The organism is Bacteroides sp. NGMCC 1.200775, from assembly GCF_040798045.1.
GTDB lineage: Bacteria > Bacteroidota > Bacteroidia > Bacteroidales > Bacteroidaceae > Bacteroides > Bacteroides hominis.
Map to the genome: position 1 here is coordinate 121,026 of NZ_JASCQK010000007.1, position 19,842 is coordinate 140,867.

Below are 19,842 nucleotides of genomic sequence, written 5' to 3' on the forward strand. Positions count from 1 at the left end.
ATTTATTGATTGGTCGTATCGGACTGTTTGTTATTGTTCAACGACACAACACGTACCCAATCGACCCACATCTCTCCCGGCAAATCTTCATCGTGAATTTCTCCCGGCCATGTCACCCTACCGTTCAAATCGCCTCCCAACGAGAAGTTCAGAATTATATTGAAAGTGTACTCACAAAACGGATACTGTAATTTCTCCTTATCCAAATATTGGTTCTCATATCTCCAGGTCTCTTTGCCGTCGACATAGAATATAAGTTCCTTTTCAGTCCGCTCCACTGCATATATATGATCCTCAGTCACATCAAAATTTTTGTCAGGATTCTTGTTGGTTACCCCCGCAGAACCGCTTTCTCCATTTATATAATAAGTATGTACCGTCTGATAGATCTGCATGGGAGTGCCTTGAACCCATTCCATAAGATCTATTTCTCCCCCTCTGGGCCATTCCGGTGCTCCTATGGGCATTTGCCAGATTGCGGGAAATCCACCACGAACCAACCCTGTTAATCTAGCCTTAACCTCTAAACGGGTATCACAGGGAAAACCTATTTTGGAAAACACCCCACCATTTTTATAAATCCCATTATCTTTACAGGCTCTCAACTTCAAATAACCATTTTCCACTCTTACATTTTCATACCCATCCACGGCCTTGAAATGCTGTGACCAGGCATTGTGGGCGTACGTGCAGAGTTTCCATACCGCCGTATCAGGTACGACGGAACTCCCGTCAAAACCGTCTACAAATAAGACATTGTCCAATGTACTCGATCCGACTTTTACTTTTTCTCCAGCACATACATGGGTAGCAATTCCACCCGCAATAAATAGCAAATAATATAAGATTCGTCTCATATAATTATATTTTGAAAAGATTATAAACTCTATTTTTTCTATAAAGCATGTCACTTGTTATTTTTCTCATCAGACTTTCGCAGCAGGACATCACCGTCATCCCAGTTCGAAGGCCATCCACCAAGGAGCACAGAAGAAAAAAACAAATAAAATTATTTTTCATACTTTTTTAAGTTCATATTTAAAACGTCCATCAACAAGAGACATCCAAATATCCACCCCCAAAACATCACAAAGAGTAAATAAAATCATATATATTAATTTAGGATTATTTATGGATGCAAAGGAAATGTGCATAAATCCAAAAACAGTCAGAAATCATTTAAAAAAACTCCTATAACATCCAAAAACATAAAAAACGCTTCAATACAGAAGCGACAAAAATCTAACACTAATTCCATCCCCTACATATTGCTTTTGAAGAGATATTTTGTAGATATCAAGGACTCTCTGCTTAAGCTTACCGCTAATTAACACAGTATCACCAAACAACATCAATGAGATATCTGGACTAACCAACACCAGAAATAGGCAATAAAACACTCCTATTTCCCAAACCATACTATACGCCAACAACCAATTAGTAAAACAGCATTATTCTACAGTCTACAAAAAACAATCAGGTTTACGATTCTTTAATAACGCTCTCTAATGATATCCTCAAAAAATATCATAGTTAATACCACCTACACGTTTTAAATTATCCTTAAATAAGATGCTGATACATCAAGAATGCTGAAAGCGGCCGAGCCGTCGTCATCAGCATAACGCACGCCCATTCCTTTTATTTATGAGTCATATTCCCAGTAAAACAGCATGTAGTGTATAAAGAAAACTATGCCATCAACTTTAACAGCAGAATCTTGGCTGAAACTTTATCCAACATAAAAGAAACATACGTCTTCTTTTGCAAACTAATCCCCAATAGTTGATTCCTATAAATATTAGGTACAGAGAGAGAAAAATCATGTAGAAAGAATTATGCATTATCCAATACCATATTTTTTACTTAGTATAAAGAATTAATGAACATTTCTTATTCAAATGCTGTTTATAAACAAAAAACGAACTTAAAATATCACAAAAAGTAAAAATGCACAGAACATTTACCCTATTTATAATATTGACATTTATCAATACATTCTCAATTTTAGGTCATGACATAAACTACCAGTTTACGTCTATTTCCATTGCGGAAGGATTATCTCAGTCCACCGTTCAATCCATACTGTTAGATAAAAAAGGGAAATTATGGATAGGAACCAAAAATGGTTTGAACTTTTATACTGGACAAAATTTAAAAGTATTCAAAAAACTCTCCAACGACAGATATTCTTTACCCAATAATGACATTATACATCTAACCCAGGATTCTCTTAATAATATATGGATATCCACCAGACAAGGTATGGTGACATATGATGAAAAACACGGAATTTTCATTCCCATTAACCAGAATATAATTTACTCCTCTTTATGTGTAAAAGGGGGAATACTTTTTGGAAGCGAGAATCGAATATACAAATATGACTATCAAAAGCGCTCTTTCAAATCTGTTTGTATCAACCCACAGGGGGATACAGACAATGATACTACAAAATATAGAGTACAGAGAATTATAGCCTTTTCTGAAAAGGAGGTACTAATTGCCACCAGAAGAGATGGGATATACATATTAAACCACCAGACTATGCAGCTACGACATTTTTTCTCTTGCTCAAACAATATTTTGCAAGGGGCATGTCTGTCTTCAAACGGATGTATATATTTATCCTTCTGGGGAGAAGGACTATTTTGTTATGAAAGAACAGGAAAACTTATAAAACAGTATACAAGCGAAAACTCTGGATTAACAAACAATTATGTATTGGATATAATAGAAAAAAAAGGATATCTATGGTTAGCCACTGATGGTGGGGGAATCAATCGTTTAAAACTGTCGAATGAAAAATTCTCGAATTTTTACCATATTGCTGGAGATGAAAATTCACTCCCTGTAAACTCTATTACTATATTATACGAGGATGACAATGGATCTTTATGGGCTGGAAGTGTTAGAGGAGGAGTTTTCAACATCAAAGAAAGTTATATACGTACCTATAAGGACTCCCCCTTAGGATATATTAACGGATTGAGCGAGAAATCAGTGACGAGTTTTTACGAAGAGCCTAATGGAAAACTGTGGATTGGTACGGACGGGGGTGGAATAAACCTGTATGATCCTCAGTCAGGAAGTTTCAAGCATTTCCCGTCTACTTATGGAGATAAGGTGGTTTCTATAGCCCCAGTATCAGAAAAAGAACTAATGGTATCTGTTTACACAAAGGGAATTTTTTTATTCGAAAAGCATACGGGGCTTTATCGACCGTTTTTGATAAAAAACGACAGTATTAATTTCAGGCAGTGCTTTTACGGATATATTCCACGCGCCCATCGGGTGACAAACGATAAAATATATATACTAAGCAAGGATATATGGGTATATGATATAAATAATAAAAAATTCTCTCCGATCAAAACTGATAAGAATTATCAACTGCCAACCTCAGTCATGGCATATTCTGATGAAAGGATATCTCTGACAATGAGTGGGAACAAAGTATTCCAGATTACTAACAAAAATGACAGTATCAAACTTCTTTTCCAAATAGACAAAAAAGAAGTCATCACTGCAGTTGATTATGACGGGAAAAATAAAATATGGGTGGGAACAACAGCAGGAATGGGATATTACAACATAAAAGAAAGAAAATATTTTAAAATTGGGTCACAGCTATTCAGTGACATTACTGCGCTCCACTATGACCTATCTTCAGAGAGGATATGGATTTGTGCACAAAACCATCTGTTTTCCTATTGTATAAAAGAAAACAAGTTTATTCAATGGAACAGAAGCGACGGATTCCATCCCAATGAAATAATATTTACTTATCAACAACGGACTGAAAAAAATAATCGATATCTTTATTTCGGCGGCATAGAAGGATTGGTCCGAATTAACACAAATACCCCGAACCCTAATGAGCCATACCCTGAAATAGAGCTATATAGTATAGAACTAAACGGACAGCCACAAACATCCGAGATAGATATCCAAAATATAAAGATTCCATGGAAATATAATACACTGGTACTACGTATATATATTAAAAACAAAGATATTTTCCAGCGCGTTCCATTCCGATACATCATAAACGGAGATGTTTATAAGAGTATTGAATCATATAATCCGATGCTGGAGCTGTCCAATTTGGCTCCAGGTAAATATCACATTGAAGTAGCATGTATGACAAAAGATGGAAACTATACCACCCCCATCCATCTCACAGATATCCATGTCACCCCACCATGGTATAAAACGAACTGGTTTGTTGTATTATGTTGCATTTGCATCGCAGGGGGAGTCATTGCAGGAATGTTTATTTTTAATACAAGAAAAGAAATTAGAATACAAAAAAGATTAAAAGAATACAGGCAATATCTTAATGAAAAGAAGATAGATTTCCTTATCCACATAAACCATGAATTACGTACTCCTTTGACATTAATTTATTCCCCGCTAAAACGCCTAATAGAAAAAAGTAGGTCACAAGACCTGCCTCAATATCTGATACCACAATTACAATCGATATTCAATCAAGCGCAACATATGAGGGAAATAGTGGACATGGTGCTGGACTGGAATAGCCTAGAAGCAAGCTATAGTAAATTGAAAATACAAAGAAATAAATTAAATGAATGGCTAACCGACATTATCAAATATTTTGCTGATGAAGCAAAAGAAAAAGGAATATATATAAAATTGCAACTAGACCCCAATATAGAGGAGGTATGGTTTGACAGACAAAAGTGCCATACTGTACTATCAAACTTGCTAATGAATGCACTGAAATTCAGCATGGCTGATAGTTGTATAACAGTATGCACACAAAGATTTGAAGACAAGTTCAGAATATCAGTTATAGATGAAGGAACCGGTATACAAGATTCGGATATGGCAAATCTTTTCACACGATTTTATAAAGGCAATCACAAGGAAAAAGGGAGTGGATTCGGATTATATTATGCCAAAATAATCATGGAAATGCATGGAGGAAATATTGGGGCACATAATAACATCAACAAAGGAGCTACATTCTATTTAGAGTTGCCGTTTCTTAATACAAATGAAAAAGAAGAATCCACAAGGCTACAACTACAAGAATCTCCCCTTACTGACATAATACAAGATTCACATTTCGATTGCACCGAAAAGACTATACTTATCGTAGAGGATGAAAAGGAATTAAGGGAATACCTAATAGAATCTTTAACAGAGTTTTTTAAGAAAGTTTATGCAGCAGACAACGCTATCTCAGCGTTAGAAATATGCAGAGAGAAACAGCCATCTGTCATTGTCAGTGACGTTATGATGCCCCAAATGAACGGTTTTGAATTATGCCGTCAAATAAAAAATGACATCCAGATAAGCCATATCCCCGTAATACTCTTAACAGCACGTTATGACCATACAGGAATAACAACTGGATATAAATCTGGAGCTGATGCTTACATTCCCAAACCGTTTGATATAGACTCTCTAAAGGCCGTCATTGGAAACATCTTTCAAAATAGAGAAAAAATACACAGTCAATACATTACTACGAACCAGACAATTTCCCTCCAGACTTCAACAAATAGTAAAGCCGATGAGGATTTTATGAAAAAGATAAATGCAATTATACATGAACATTTATCTGAAGAGGAGTTTTCCGTCCAAACATTAGCAGACGCCATGACAATAAGTCGATCTTCATTATACAGCAAGATAAAGATTATAACAGGATTAGGTGTAAATGACTATATAAATAGATTACGAATTGAAGAAGCAATATCATTGCTTATTAATACAAATTTAAATATAAATGAAATTGCCAGTGAAGTAGGCTTCACTTACCCCCGATATTTTAGTTCAACATTCAAACAAATGAAAGGAGTGACTCCGAAACAATTTAGAGAAGAAAATCGTATAAAATAAGTAAAACTATATAAACTACAATATACGAACAATTGGCACATAAAATTTTAAATAAAAACATATACTCTTTTTTTTGAAGAATAAAGAGTATATGTTACTTAATACATTATACATTAATTAGAGATATCCCCCAATAACTACAGAAAAGCTAACTAACTCGTAATAAATCAGTTGGCTTTTTTGTGTCTTTAGATATTCCCCCGCAAATATGGTTTAACTGCTAAAATGAGAGAAATACACCCTGTTAGGGGGGGGGGACAGTTCCCCCATTATTCCAAACCAACATGCTCCCATCTGATTGATAAGTGAAACTATGTTACCGCCGTACCAAGTATACTTGCACGAACCGGCAATTTCACAAAATTATCCAACAGGACATACGAAATGCTATCTACCAATTCCTCCACTGAGATAGAATCCTCTCTATCTAAAACACTTGTCATCTCAACAATCGGACAATCAGATGGCATCTAAACTAATAAATCTATTTTCTCTGAATAGAGAGAAGAGCAACCCATCAGATACGCCAATATACCCCAATACAAAACTAATCGAACTTTATCCATACCTATTTATATTTAAGCAGAAATATGAATAAAAAATCGGCTTCATTTATACTACCTATTTAATGAATAAAAAGGTGAATACAAGTACCCTAACTTCTCAATAATAATTCTTCTATTTTAAAGTTGCAATCATCAAAATCGGATTGCTATCCTCAGTCACACTTTCCAGAACTCGGATTAGCTCCTTTTTCTTGGATTCATCTATTACAGTAGTTGATTTTATTTGGTCGATATCAATCCAGTTTTCATCACCACCGGGTTCTAATATATCTATCCAGTATTTACCGGAAGAACGGCTGTCAACAGTAAAATCACCTCCACCTAAATCATTATCTAACACAAAATCACGTTTCATTTGGCGCAAAGGAAAGCTGAACCAGGGCACATCACGCTCGGTTATTGCGCTTTGTCGTTTCTGCAATCTGACGCTTCCATCTTCTTTATTATAGCAATAGGTATATACCTCCTCTCCTTTACTACCCACCAAATAAATGAAATCTTTAGTCGGATAGTAGGACTTGATCGAAAAATAATCGAAAGCCTTTCTATCTTTAAACCATAAATGAGTAACCTCATAGTCTCCTTTCTCTTCTCTTGTACAAATTACATATTGAGGCAAGAGGTCATTCGTCGCATCGTCATAGTAATAAATTGTATCAGTATCTGGATATTTAAGGGTAAGTTGATTATTGTAAGTGTCTATACTGGTTTGATATTCCATCCAAAGATTAATCATTCTACCTTTATCGACACAGTTAGCTATAATTTGCTCTTCTCTACCCATATGTGCTGGATTCTTAAATAATTTTTTTTCTTGAAAAGCCGTGTCCAAAAAAGCAAAAGACCACAATGAATCTTTATCTATTAATTTATATAAAGCTATATTCTGAGCAGCAAAGAAATTTCCATTATATAAGATATATTGACTATATACAGATGAGAATAGATTATTGATTGTCTGCTGATCAACTATTTTCTTTTTAAACTCTCCCTTGAAATTATATACCAAAATACCATTGTTATTAGAAATAATATAGACCTCCTTTTTATATTCATCAACGAGAAAGGTTGAAAAATTGACATATTCTCCTGGAGCTTGCCCTATACTGCCAATTCTATTCAAAAATTTCCCCGTTTGGGAAAAACGATAAATATAAAATTTATTAAAATCATGAATCCATATATCATGTTCTGTCGCTTGTATTCGTCTTATTTCACCTAACATAGATTGATCTGTCATTTCCAAAGGAACGATTTCCAATTTCTCCGCCACCTCACTCAAAAGAAGTGAAGGTACAGTCGATACATCCTCAGAAAGATTAATGACAGGTATTCCTGACTTGGAGATAGGCTCTTGCTTCTTATTGGAACTGCATCCCAATAATACAAATACACCGATCAATAATAAGAACATGTGTTTCATAGCCACAATCGAATTAAGATTTATTGTTTGTGCATAAGGATCCCACTTGCCCCATATTAGAAACGAGTATCTCCCTGCATGATACTTTCACGGCTACAATATACTACATTTTCGTAGTATATAAAACTTTTTGGTATTTTTCTTCTATATATTCTTCTAAAGACTAAACTTGGATCGTGTCACTTTTTGCCATAAGGGTCCTTTTGAGTATAGCCACTTTACGAGTGCTAATCCTATAGATTTTATTATTATCCATCTTTACATGATATACTCCATCCAGACATACAAGATCCATAACATGTTCTATATTTACTATTATTCCCCTATTTATCAGAAGAAAATTTGCAGGCAATTTTTCCAGAACATCATGCAAACTTATTAAAAACAGAATACTACCTCTTCCTTCTATTTGTATCATACAATAAGGCTTGCCATATTCCACGGCGATCAAATCCTGATACAAACAATCCCCATACGATTTCTTATATGAAAACGTTATCTTACCTTCTCCAAACTTGATTTTATCCATGACTAACAGTTTTAAATTATATAACTCAAAAGAGGCCTCCCTCCTTGGTTCAAAGTTAAATCATGGTAAACAAATTCGCAAGTTATAGACCCGGACAATTTTTTAAGGGTTAGACGCCTATATATAAGCAAAATACACATACAACAATCTAAAACGACCGGACAATCACAGATCTTTTATAGGGGTTAATTTCCTTTTTTCAGCCTGATATCAGCTTTTATTCACCAAAATCCCGCCACAAATGAGTCCTGAAATTCGCATTCGACTTGCTCTCCAAACAGACAATATCCAATTTCTTTATGTCTGATTCTCAAATTCAATAATTAATTAGTTTATTGCTCTGATAGGGCCACTACAGGATTGTCTTCAGTTTACCTATTAAGAGAACATTATTATCATTTCATGCAAATTATCTTTCAGTTTGGTCAACCCGCTTCGCTTTTATCGGGCAAAGAAATATATTGTCCTGAAGGACACCCTCCAATAAATCCTTTAATTCAAGAGGTTCATAAAGCCTAAATATTTACTAGAACCTTTTTCCTACGCCACCTATACTACATATAAAGAATGTCAGAATAATATAAATATCAGACGAATCATTTACAAGGAAGCAAACCTATTTTATTCGTTTCATAAACCATTATTAATAAGAACATTTACATTACAAACGGTATCTTTACCTAAGCCCGCATACCCGGGCTCATCAGCCTACATGCCCGGGCTCATCAGCCCGCATACCCGGGCCCATTAGCCCCCACACCCGGACTCAGATAAAGAAACAACCATTTCCACTAAAGATAGCAAGGAATACAAAATGCTTTTAAAGACTTAAACAGTTAAAAAACAAACATTATCTATTTATATATCAAGTCATTAAAACGAATATCCCTCCTAAAAAAGAGGGTGGAAGATGGAAGATAGAGGTGGAAGATAAATGGCCTTAAAACGGTATCTTCCACCCTATTAAACTACAGATAATCAATCGGTAATCTCAAAAAAGGTGGAAGATGGAAGATCGAAATGCACTTTTCGTATGAGAGGAGAAGATGGAAAGCCTTAATACTTCAATCCATAGAAGCACATATTGTTTTCACCTATCTTATCTCCTCCCGTATAAGGCAATAAAACCAATGAATCCGTAAAAGCCAGATCCGGATAAATTTTTGAACCGGCAGGAATCACGTATTCTGCACTATTCATCAGGTCAGTAGATATACACATGACAGAAAAAGGCTTGCCTGCTACTCCATGCCCATCCAATGGTCCCTGCTGAACTCGCCAGAATACGTCATGGTACGCATCATAGCACAATGGGAAATAATAACCGGTTTTCAGACATCCGAAACCGGGTTCCTCTTCGTTCATATCCGGTAAACGGAAAAAAGAATCTGTAAAGGTAGAAGGGAAATCATATTCTTTACTCTTCTTTGCCGACAAATCGTAAACATAAACTTTGGAAGATGCCGGAAAATTATAAATCAGCCAGTCTCCGTGAGGAAGTACATTGATGCAACTCAATAATTGCATGTCTCCCTCCTTCTTTATGATATCAGGACAATCTATTTCCACTTCATTCCGTATAGTCCAATCATCACACGAAATGACCAATACTTTCTTAGGATATTCTCCTGTAGCATCTTTCTCATAAGAATAAAGAGGTAATGCCACTACCCCCTTACTGGCATCAAATCCAAAGAAACTATACACACTAAAATAAATAGAAAGACCGGGTACGGCTATGCCATATCCATCTTCCTTAACCTGAGGCAAATCATTCAGCAGTTTCTTAGACAATACTTTCCCGTCCTGACCAACGCGATACAAACCATTGGTAGTAAATATAATAAATGAATCCTTATAATAGCCAATCCCCTTGGGAGTAAGGATCTGGTCCGGCCCCTCCTTAGCCAAAATTACTTGCCGCAAAGGTTGACGATCCGTCAGATTTAAAATATCAACAGAGTGAAGTTTACCATTATAGACTACTAAACACTGTTTACCATCAATACGGGCTGATGTGGAATAACAAAAACTACCGGCGTAGCTCTGTAGATAATCGTCATTTACATCAAAAGCAAAAGCTTCCACCCTCTCAAGCGCGGACTTTACGGTTATTTTTTTCTCTCCACAAGCAATAAAACAAAGGATCAGCCCTAAAGTTAACACACTGATAAAAAAGTCTTTCTGCATCATATCGTTCGTTTTAGTCGTTATTATTTTAAAGTCGTTATGGATATCACCGGATTATCTCCCATACGTAATTGATTGACCAATGAATCCAATTCTTGCCTGCGGGATGGTAATAAAGCTTCCGGATAGCGTTCTGCCTTTTTTGCATAGGAAACAGCATGAGCGTTTATCAACTGATTACCAAAACCTATACCGGAGAAGATAAAATCAAAACCTCCGGATAAGTCATCCTTTACAATTACATTCGAAAACGTCCTTTGATCTTTATCATACAAACCTGTGAAATTATTATTCCTTAAAATATAGGAAACGAATAAGTAGTGATCCGATTCAAACACTTGCTGAACAGAAATAGCCTGATAACGATTCTTTGGATCAGCTTCATTGACAGAAACATTGATCTCATAACCTGAACAATCAAACTGCCAGGCAACCGTCTTTTCTCCCTGTCCATCTATCCTATAAATAAGATTCTCAAATGCAGGTTTAAAATAAACAGCTCCCTGATAATTGTACATCAAATCGCGAGTAGACATCAGAGCTTTATAAGACTTATATTTCTCAACATATCCTTGCCACACTTTTAACTCCTTACCGGTTTCGTCTGTCAGAAAGAGTTGTAACGGATTATCCCGGTCTATGTAAAACCGGCTATCACTATAAAGGATATGCCCTTTATCAAAAACCGCACAGGCATCGCCATTAAGATGCGGAACCGGTATACGTTTTATAAATTTTCCATCCAGATCATAGCAGACCAGTGTTCTTATATCATGTACATATACTCTTTTCTCCGAATAATCATAAGAGAACGACAGTCCCACAAGATAATTCTCCGTCTTTTGACCATACTCACCAATCCGGTTGAGTAACTTCCCGTTCTTATCGAAACGAAAATAATTTCTCATCTGCCGGTCATATACCAGAATATCATCTCCAGTATAGATGATGCGATATTCATCGCACAAGAAAAAGTCATCCGTTGTTTCCAAAGAAATAAAGTGAATATCGGAAGCTATTTCGCTAAGCATTATTACCTTGGGTTCATGGGTAATGGCTTCCGAAAGATTCAGTACTACAGTGTCGGTCTGCTGGGCAAAGCCCGGCAATAATCCCCAAAGCGTCAAGAAAAGACATATATACTTTTTCATAATCCTGCCTGTTTATTAAATATAAGGTTCGGAATCGGTTCTTCAAAAATAGGGAATATATTTGAAAGGGACAAACTTTCGCACTAAAAAATACATGCATATATATTTGCTTATCAGTAATATACGAAATGATCGTAGAAAATTAGCTAATAATCAGACAAATGCCATAATATAGACAATATAAAAGCCAAATGCAGTGCAATGTGCAAAAATGCGCTGCATTAATTTCCATACGGATTTATACGCTTTATATTATCAAACATACAATACTGACGGACATATCACCTGAAACTGCTTCTTTTTCATTATTTTTGCCCGTACAAAAACAATGAGAAGGATGGAACACCCACTTAACCAATTCAAATACTGTCCGAAATGTGGTTCAGCCCATTTTGAGATTCATAACGAGAAGTCTAAACAATGTACCGATTGCGGGTTCGTTTATTATTTCAACCCGTCATCGGCTACAGTGGCACTGATTCTGAATGAGCAAGACGAACTGTTGGTATGTCGTCGTGCCAAAGAACCGGCTAAAGACACACTGGACCTTCCGGGCGGTTTCATCGACATGAACGAAACGGGTGAAGAAGGAGTGGCTCGGGAAGTAGAAGAGGAAACCGGACTGAAAGTGAAAAAGGCAACCTACCTGTTTTCACTTCCGAACATTTATATCTATTCCGGGTTTCCTGTACATACGCTCGACATGTTTTTCCTTTGCCAAGTGGAAAACACAAGTCACTTTGAGGCAATGGATGATGTAGCAGACTCGTTTTTCGTCCCATTGAACCAAATTAATCCCGAAGAGTTCGGACTCGGCTCTATCAAAAAAGGGTTAAAAAGATTCCTGAAAGAGAGGTAAAATACATAAAAACAAGTACTTTTGTCAAAACTCTGAATTATGAAAAAAAAGATATCACGATTGATATGTGCCGTGGCATGTTGTGTGCCTGTCGCCTTGCAGGCACAAACCAGCGAGAAAATAACGTCTCCCGTAAATCTGTATAAAGAAGGGAAAGAGCTGTTCCTGCAAAAGAACTATGCAGCCGCAATGCCTCCCCTGCGCACATTTGTCCGCCAGAAAGCGGATGTGAACCTGAAAGAAGAGGCTGAATACATGTTGGTATGCTCGGCATATGAATTGAAAGACCGCAATGCCATCGCACAACTGCGCAGCTATCTGGATACCTATCCGGACACTCCTCACGCCAACCGGATTTATGCACTGATAGCTTCCGCTTATTTTTACCAGGGGAACTATGACGAAGCACTTGCCCTGTTCAACTCTTCACGTCTCGACCTGCTGGGCAATGAAGAACGGGACGACATGACCTACCAGTTGGCTACCTGCTACCTGAAAGTAGGCAATGTCAAAGAAGCCGCCATCTGGTTCGAAACCCTGAAAGCAAGCAGTCCCAAGTATGCGAATGACTGCTCATACTATATCTCATACATCCGATACACGCAAAAACGGTATGATGAAGCACTGAAAGGCTTTCTCCCATTACAGGATAACGCTAAATACAAAGCCCTGGTACCCTATTACATTGCTGAAATCTATGCCATCAAGAAGAACTATGACAAGGCTCAGATCGTGGCTCAGAATTACCTGTCTGCCTATCCGCAAAACGAACACGCCGCTGAAATGTACCGGATTCTGGGAGATGCATATTATCATTTCGGAGATTATCACAAGGCGGTCACTTCTTTCCGAAATTATCTGGAAAAAGAAAATGCACCCCGAAGAGATGCACTCTATATGCTGGGGCTGTCTTATTTCCAGACCGGTGTTTTCTCTAAAGCTGCCGAAACACTTGGAGAAGTCACTACCGAAAACGACGCGTTGACACAGAATGCTTACTTGCACATGGGACTTGCCTATCTGCATCTGGCTGAAAAGAACAAAGCACGCATGGCATTCGAACAGGCTGCCGCTTCGAACGCAAATCCGAAGATTAAAGAACAAGCTGCCTACAATTATGCGTTATGTATCCACGAAACATCTTATTCGGCTTTCGGAGAATCGGTGACTGTCTTTGAAAAATTCCTCAATGAATTCCCTACCTCCGAATATGCCGAGATGGTAAGCAGCTATCTGGTAGAGGTATATATGAATACGCGGAGCTATGAAGCGGCACTGAAATCAATCGACCGTATCGCCCACCCCGGCAAACGTATTCTGGAAGCCAAACAGCGTATCTTATTCCAACTGGGTACACAAGCGTTTGCCAACACGCAATTCGAACAGTCCATCGGCTACTTCGACCGCTCACTCGGACTCGGACAATACAACCGGCAGACCAAAGCAGACGCCCTCTACTGGAGGGGCGAAGCATACTATCGACTGAACCGGATGGAAGAAGCCAAACGTAACTTCACCGATTATCTGCAACTGACTCAACAGACCAATAACGAAATGTATGCCCTGGCACATTATAACTTAGGCTATATCGCATTTCATCAAAAAGATTATGTACAAGCACAAAACTGGTTCCGAAAATACATCAGCCTGGAGAAAGGAGAAAATAAAACGGCACTGGCCGATGCCTACAACCGCATCGGTGACTGCTACCTGGATGTACGTAACTTCGATGAAGCCAAACACTATTATTCACAGGCAGAAGCAATGAATACTCCCTCGGGAGATTATTCATTCTACCAACTCGCACTGGTATCGGGACTGCAAAAAGACTATTCAGGCAAAATCACCTGGCTGAACCGCCTGGCAGGTAAATATCCCGCTTCACCCTATGCCATCAGTGCTCTGTACGAAAAAGGACGTTCTTATGTCCTGATGGATAATAACCAACAGGCCATCACCTCTTTCAAGGAGTTATTGGCCAAATATCCCGAAAGCCCAGTCAGCCGCAAGGCAGCAGCGGAAATCGGTTTGCTCTACTACCAGAATGAAGATTATAACCAGGCCATTGACGCTTATAAACAGGTAGTACAGAAATATCCGGGAAGCGACGAAGCCCGCCTGGCCATGCGCGACCTGAAGTCGATCTATGTAGACATGAACCGCATCGACGAATTTGCCGCACTGGCTTCGGCCATGCCGGGCAACATCCGCTTCGATGCCAGCGAACAGGATTCACTGACCTACATGGCAGCTGAGAAGATTTATATGCGCGGACGGGTGGAACAGGCTAAAGAAAGCTTCGGAAAGTATCTGCAAACTTTCCCGGACGGAGCATTCGGACTGAATGCCCACTATTATCTCTGCTTGATAGGTAAAGAACAGAAAAATTATGATATGATTCTGGAACACTCGGGCAAGTTGCTTGAATATCCGGACAATCCGTTCTCGGAAGAAGCACTGATTATGCGTGCGGAAGTTCAGTTCAACAAAGTGCAGTTTGCCGATGCATTGGCAAGTTACAAAATGCTGAAAGAGAAAGCAACCACTGCCGAACGAAGATTGCTTGCTGAAACGGGTATGCTCCGTGCAGCTTATTTGCTGAAAGACGATACGGAAACCATCCATGCGGCAACGGCCTTGCTATCCGAAGCCAAACTGAGTCCTGAACTCAAGAATGAAGCTTTGTATTATCGGGCAAAGGCTTACCTGAACCAGAAAGGAGATAAGGCAGCCATGGCAGATTTAAAAGAGTTGGCCAAAGATACACGCAACCTGTATGGTGCGGAAGCAAAATTCCTGGTTGCACAAGAGTTGTACAACACGCAGAATTATGCAGCCGCAGAGAAAGAGTTGCTGAACTTCATCGACCAAAGCACACCACATGCCTACTGGCTGGCACGCGGGTTCATCCTCCTGTCGGATGTATACGTAGCTATTGATAAAAAGCTGGATGCCCGCCAGTACTTGCTGAGCCTGCAACAGAATTACCATGCTGACGATGATATCGAGAATATGATTGAAAGCAGACTGAACAACCTTAATAAGTAACAGAGTATGAAATATAACAATTATATCCTTTTAGGAATTGCTTTTACCGCGCTGCCTGTTTCGATACTGGCTCAGACGCAACCCAAAGATACGACTGTAAACCGCACCGTAGTGGTAGAGCAGCAATATAACCCGGACATAATGGATGCTTCCAAAGTAAATGTCCTCCCTAAAGTAGAAGAGCCTACTGTCAGTAAAAAAGAGGTGGAATATGCTACATTCACTACGCCCGCCACTTCAATTCCGATAGGGACAATAGGAGCTTACACCGGCAAGGAAATACAACCGGGCTTCATTCCGGGATACGTCCGTCTGGGATACGGTAATTATGGCAATCTGGATATTTTGGGCAATTACCTGTTCCGGCTCTCGGATCAGGACAAACTGAACGTAAACTTCAAGATGGACGGAATGGACGGAAAGTTAGATATGCCTTTCGGTGATACTCGAAAATGGAATGCCTTCTATTACCGCACAAGGGCAAACGTAGATTATGTTCACCAATTTGCCAAACTGGATTTGAACGTAGCCGGTAATTTCGGCCTGAGCAACTTCAATTACGAACCCTACGGATTCAAGAAGCAGAAGTTTACTTCCGGTGATGTGCACTTCGGAGTGAAATCGACTGACGAGACCCTACCGCTGCAATACCGGGCGGAGACCAACCTGATGTTATACGGACGCCAACAATGTCAGCTCTTCGGAGGAGTAAACGAAACGCTGATACGCACCTTGGCAACCGTAAGCGGTTCAATCAGCGACGAGCAGACAGTAGCTATCGGATTTGCGATGAACAACCTGATCTACGGGAACGAACTGAAAGAAAATAAAGACCGGATAAAGAATATTTTCAAGAGCCGTACAACGCTTGATCTGAATCCCTACTACGAATTGAATGATGACAGTTGGAGAGTACATGTCGGAGCCAACGTAGACCTCTCTTTCGGAAATGGAAAAGCAGTACGTGTCTCTCCGGACGTAAAAGTTCAATATGTGTTCTCCGACAGTTACGTACTATACGCCAAAGCAACCGGAGGCAGACAGTTGAATGATTTCCGCCGATTGGAGACCTACAATCCATACCTCGATCCGGGACAGGAAGTCAGAGACACTTATGAGCAACTGAATGCCGGATTAGGATTCAAAACCAGTCCGACACCGGGCCTCTGGTTCGATATATTCGGCGGATACCAGAATCTGAAAGATGATTTGTACCAGTCGGCAGACCAATGGATTGGTGGAAGCGGAGCAAATTATATCGCTTTGGGACAAACCAATACGGATAACTTTTACGCAGGCATCAAAGCCAGCTACGCATACAAGAACCTATTCGCCCTATCGGCAGGAGGAACCTATTATCACTGGGATACGGACAACAAAGGAACCGATTCGGGAGCTTCCAGCTACGATGAAGCATTGTTGATGAAACCGGAGTTTGATTTTGGTATTCATGCAGAAGTTCATCCGATACCCGCACTCTGGCTAAACGCAGGCTACCAATATACCCGCAGAGCCGAACGATACAGCGTAGCTTACGGGAAAAGTATTCCTGCCGTCAGCAATCTGAGCTTGGGAGCTACATATAAAATTTTCAAGGGAATCTCGGCATATGTAAAGGCTGACAATTTGCTGAATAAGAAATATCAGTACTACTTGTATTATCCGGTTGAGGGAATCAATTTTGTAGGAGGACTGAGCTTCCAGTTTTAAAAGATTCTTATAAAAAAGGTCTTTTTTTGCAAAAAATATCAGATTCTCTCTATATTATAAGGTAAAGAAAACGTTTTTTTCTACTTTTGCGGGCAATTTATATGTTTTAATATCACAGATATGCAGAAAAACCTTGTCATTGTCGAATCTCCAGCAAAAGCAAAAACGATTGAAAAGTTTCTTGGGAAAGATTTTAAAGTTCTCTCAAGTTACGGACATATTCGCGACCTGAAGAAAAAAGAATTTTCTATCGATATAGAAAAGAATTTCAAACCCAAATATGAAATACCGGAAGAGAAACAAGAGCTGGTCGATAAACTGAAAGAGGAAGCAAGCAAAGCGGAAACCGTATGGCTCGCATCCGATGAGGACCGTGAAGGAGAAGCTATTTCATGGCACCTTTACGAGGTACTGAAACTGAAACCTGAAAATACGAAGCGTATCGTTTTTCACGAAATCACCAAAACAGCCATACTGAAGGCTATCGAACAGCCGCGCGACATTGACATAAACCTGGTGAATGCTCAGCAGGCCCGCCGCATCTTAGACCGCATCGTAGGTTTCGAACTTTCACCTGTGCTGTGGAAGAAAGTGAAACCAGCGCTCTCTGCAGGCCGGGTACAATCGGTAGCAGTACGACTGATTGTAGAACGCGAACGCGAGATACAGGCTTTCAAAAGTGAAGCCTCATACCGTGTCACTGCCGTTTTCCTGGTACCGGATGCCGATGGCAAGTTGGTAGAAATGAAAGCGGAACTGGCACGCCGCCTGAAGACAAAGAAGGAAGCCCAAAAGTTCCTCGAGTCATGCAAAGCTGCCACATTCTCCATTGAAGATATCGTAACCCGCCCGGTAAAGAAAAGTCCGGCGGCTCCCTTCACGACTTCTACCCTGCAACAGGAAGCAGCCCGCAAACTCGGGTTCACTGTAGCACAGACCATGATGGTTGCCCAGAAGCTTTATGAATCGGGAATGATCACTTATATGCGTACCGACTCGGTCAACCTGTCGGAATACGCCACAGAAGGTAGCAAGGCTGCCATCGCACAGATGATGGGCGAACAGTATGTGCATCCCCGCCACTTTGCTACAAAAACCAAGGGTGCCCAGGAAGCGCACGAAGCCATTCGTCCGACTTATATGGAAAACCAGACTGTCGAAGGATCGGCGCAGGAAAGAAAGCTATACGACCTGATCTGGAAGCGTACCATAGCCTCACAAATGGCAGACGCCGAATTGGAGAAAACAACGGCAACCATTGGTATCAGTAGCGGAAGCGACAAATTCACCGCTACCGGAGAAGTTATTAAATTCGATGGTTTTCTGCGCGTATACAAAGAGTCGTATGACGATGATAACGAACAGGAAGACGAGAGCCACCTGCTGCCTCCCCTGAAAAAAGGACAGATACTGGAACATCAGGGCATTGTAGCTACCGAACGCTTCACACAGCGCCCGTCGCGTTACACTGAAGCCAGCCTGGTGCGCAAACTGGAAGAATTGGGAATCGGACGTCCGTCAACTTACGCACCGACTATCTCCACCATCCAACAACGCGAATATGTAGAGAAGGGCGATAAAACCGGAGAAGAACGTTCATTCGACATACTGACTCTGAAGGATGATCAAATTACAGATGTCAAACACACGGAAGTTGTCGGGGCGGAGAAATCGAAACTGTTGCCGACCGACATCGGTACTGTAGTAAATGACTTTCTTACCGAATATTTCCCCAACATCCTGGATTATAACTTCACAGCTAACGTAGAAAAGCAATTCGACGAAATAGCCGAAGGTGATAAAAAATGGACAAGCATCATGAAGGACTTCTACAAGGAGTTCCATCCGTCAGTGGAAACGACACTGGCTACTAAAACCGAACATAAGGTAGGCGAACGTATCTTGGGAGAAGAACCTAAAACCGGAAAAACCGTATCGGTAAAAATCGGACGCTTCGGTCCCGTTGTACAGATCGGCACAGCCGACGATACGGACAAACCCCGCTTCGCACAGATGAAGAAAGGGCAGTCCATGGAGACCATCACACTGGAAGAAGCACTGGATTTATTCAAATTGCCGCGCAAAGTAGGAGAATTTGAAGAAAAAACCGTAACCATCGGTACAGGACGTTTCGGACCTTATGTATACCATGACTCTAAATATGTGTCTTTGCCCAAAACCTACGATCCGCTGGAAGTTACATTGGACGAAGCTATCGAACTGATTCTGGCCAAGCGCGAAGCAGAAGCGAAAAAGCACATCAAAAAATTCGATGAAGATCCGGAAATGGAAATCCTTAACGGCAGGTATGGCCCATACATTACCTATAAAGGAAGTAACTATAAAATCCCGAAAGATGTAGTACCGGCCGACCTGAATTACAAGACTTGTCTGGAAATCATTAAACTGCAAAGCGAAAAGGCAGAAAGCGCTCCGAAACGCGGACGCTATGCCAAGAAGAAATAGCCATACTCAAGGCTCCCCGATTAAAA

At 39.8% G+C, this 19,842-nt stretch carries 10 protein-coding genes; 5 read left to right on the top strand and 5 right to left on the bottom strand.

All coding sequences use genetic code 11. The features are described from left to right. Positions 1 to 2 precede the first annotated feature (2 nt). Entirely contained in the window at positions 3 to 857 is an 855-nt protein-coding gene (locus QK890_RS17110) for a glycoside hydrolase family 16 protein (protein WP_022011226.1), read from the bottom strand. 1,093 nt (positions 858 to 1,950) lie between these two features. On the opposite strand from QK890_RS17110, the gene QK890_RS17115 reads away from it, so the two are divergent. After that, positions 1,951 to 5,874 (top strand): two-component regulator propeller domain-containing protein, encoded by a 3,924-nt coding sequence (locus QK890_RS17115; RefSeq protein ID WP_022011224.1) that lies wholly within the window; start codon positions 1,951 to 1,953, stop codon positions 5,872 to 5,874. A gap of 678 nt (positions 5,875 to 6,552) precedes the next feature. Here QK890_RS17115 and QK890_RS17120 read toward each other — a convergent pair. The 4 genes from QK890_RS17120 to QK890_RS17135 all read right to left on the bottom strand — a co-directional run bounded on the left by QK890_RS17120 (position 6,553) and on the right by QK890_RS17135 (position 11,733). Then, on the bottom strand, positions 6,553 to 7,863 hold the full coding sequence (locus tag QK890_RS17120) for a 6-bladed beta-propeller (protein ID WP_022011223.1): 1,311 nt from the start codon (positions 7,861 to 7,863) through the stop codon (positions 6,553 to 6,555). A 163-nt stretch (positions 7,864 to 8,026) separates the two neighbouring features. Next, positions 8,027 to 8,392: a LytTR family DNA-binding domain-containing protein gene (locus QK890_RS17125; RefSeq protein ID WP_032539139.1), complete on the bottom strand. Its 366-nt coding sequence runs from the start codon at positions 8,390 to 8,392 to the stop codon at positions 8,027 to 8,029. A 1,056-nt stretch (positions 8,393 to 9,448) separates the two neighbouring features. After that, the gene (locus tag QK890_RS17130) at positions 9,449 to 10,585 is read right to left on the bottom strand and encodes a DUF4221 family protein (protein ID WP_032539138.1); all 1,137 of its coding nucleotides are present in this window, start codon (positions 10,583 to 10,585) and stop codon (positions 9,449 to 9,451) included. Positions 10,586 to 10,605: 20 nt separating this feature from the next. Beyond that, complete coding sequence (locus QK890_RS17135) at positions 10,606 to 11,733, bottom strand: 6-bladed beta-propeller (RefSeq protein WP_005822362.1); 1,128 nt, start codon at positions 11,731 to 11,733, stop codon at positions 10,606 to 10,608. A gap of 337 nt (positions 11,734 to 12,070) precedes the next feature. On the opposite strand from QK890_RS17135, the gene QK890_RS17140 reads away from it, so the two are divergent. The 4 genes from QK890_RS17140 to topA all read left to right on the top strand — a co-directional run bounded on the left by QK890_RS17140 (position 12,071) and on the right by topA (position 19,816). Continuing rightward, positions 12,071 to 12,592 carry an NUDIX domain-containing protein gene (locus tag QK890_RS17140; protein ID WP_005822363.1) on the top strand — a complete coding sequence of 174 codons (522 nt, stop codon included), beginning with the start codon at positions 12,071 to 12,073 and terminating at the stop codon, positions 12,590 to 12,592. A gap of 39 nt (positions 12,593 to 12,631) precedes the next feature. Next, positions 12,632 to 15,640: a tetratricopeptide repeat protein gene (locus QK890_RS17145; protein ID WP_367627477.1), complete on the top strand. Its 3,009-nt coding sequence runs from the start codon at positions 12,632 to 12,634 to the stop codon at positions 15,638 to 15,640. A 6-nt stretch (positions 15,641 to 15,646) separates the two neighbouring features. Beyond that, positions 15,647 to 17,350, top strand: coding sequence for a TonB-dependent receptor (locus QK890_RS17150; protein WP_032539137.1), 1,704 nt, complete (start codon positions 15,647 to 15,649; stop codon positions 17,348 to 17,350). 120 nt (positions 17,351 to 17,470) lie between these two features. Beyond that, positions 17,471 to 19,816 (top strand): type I DNA topoisomerase, encoded by a 2,346-nt coding sequence (topA, locus tag QK890_RS17155; RefSeq protein WP_032539136.1) that lies wholly within the window; start codon positions 17,471 to 17,473, stop codon positions 19,814 to 19,816. The last annotated feature ends 26 nt before the right edge of the window (positions 19,817 to 19,842 follow it).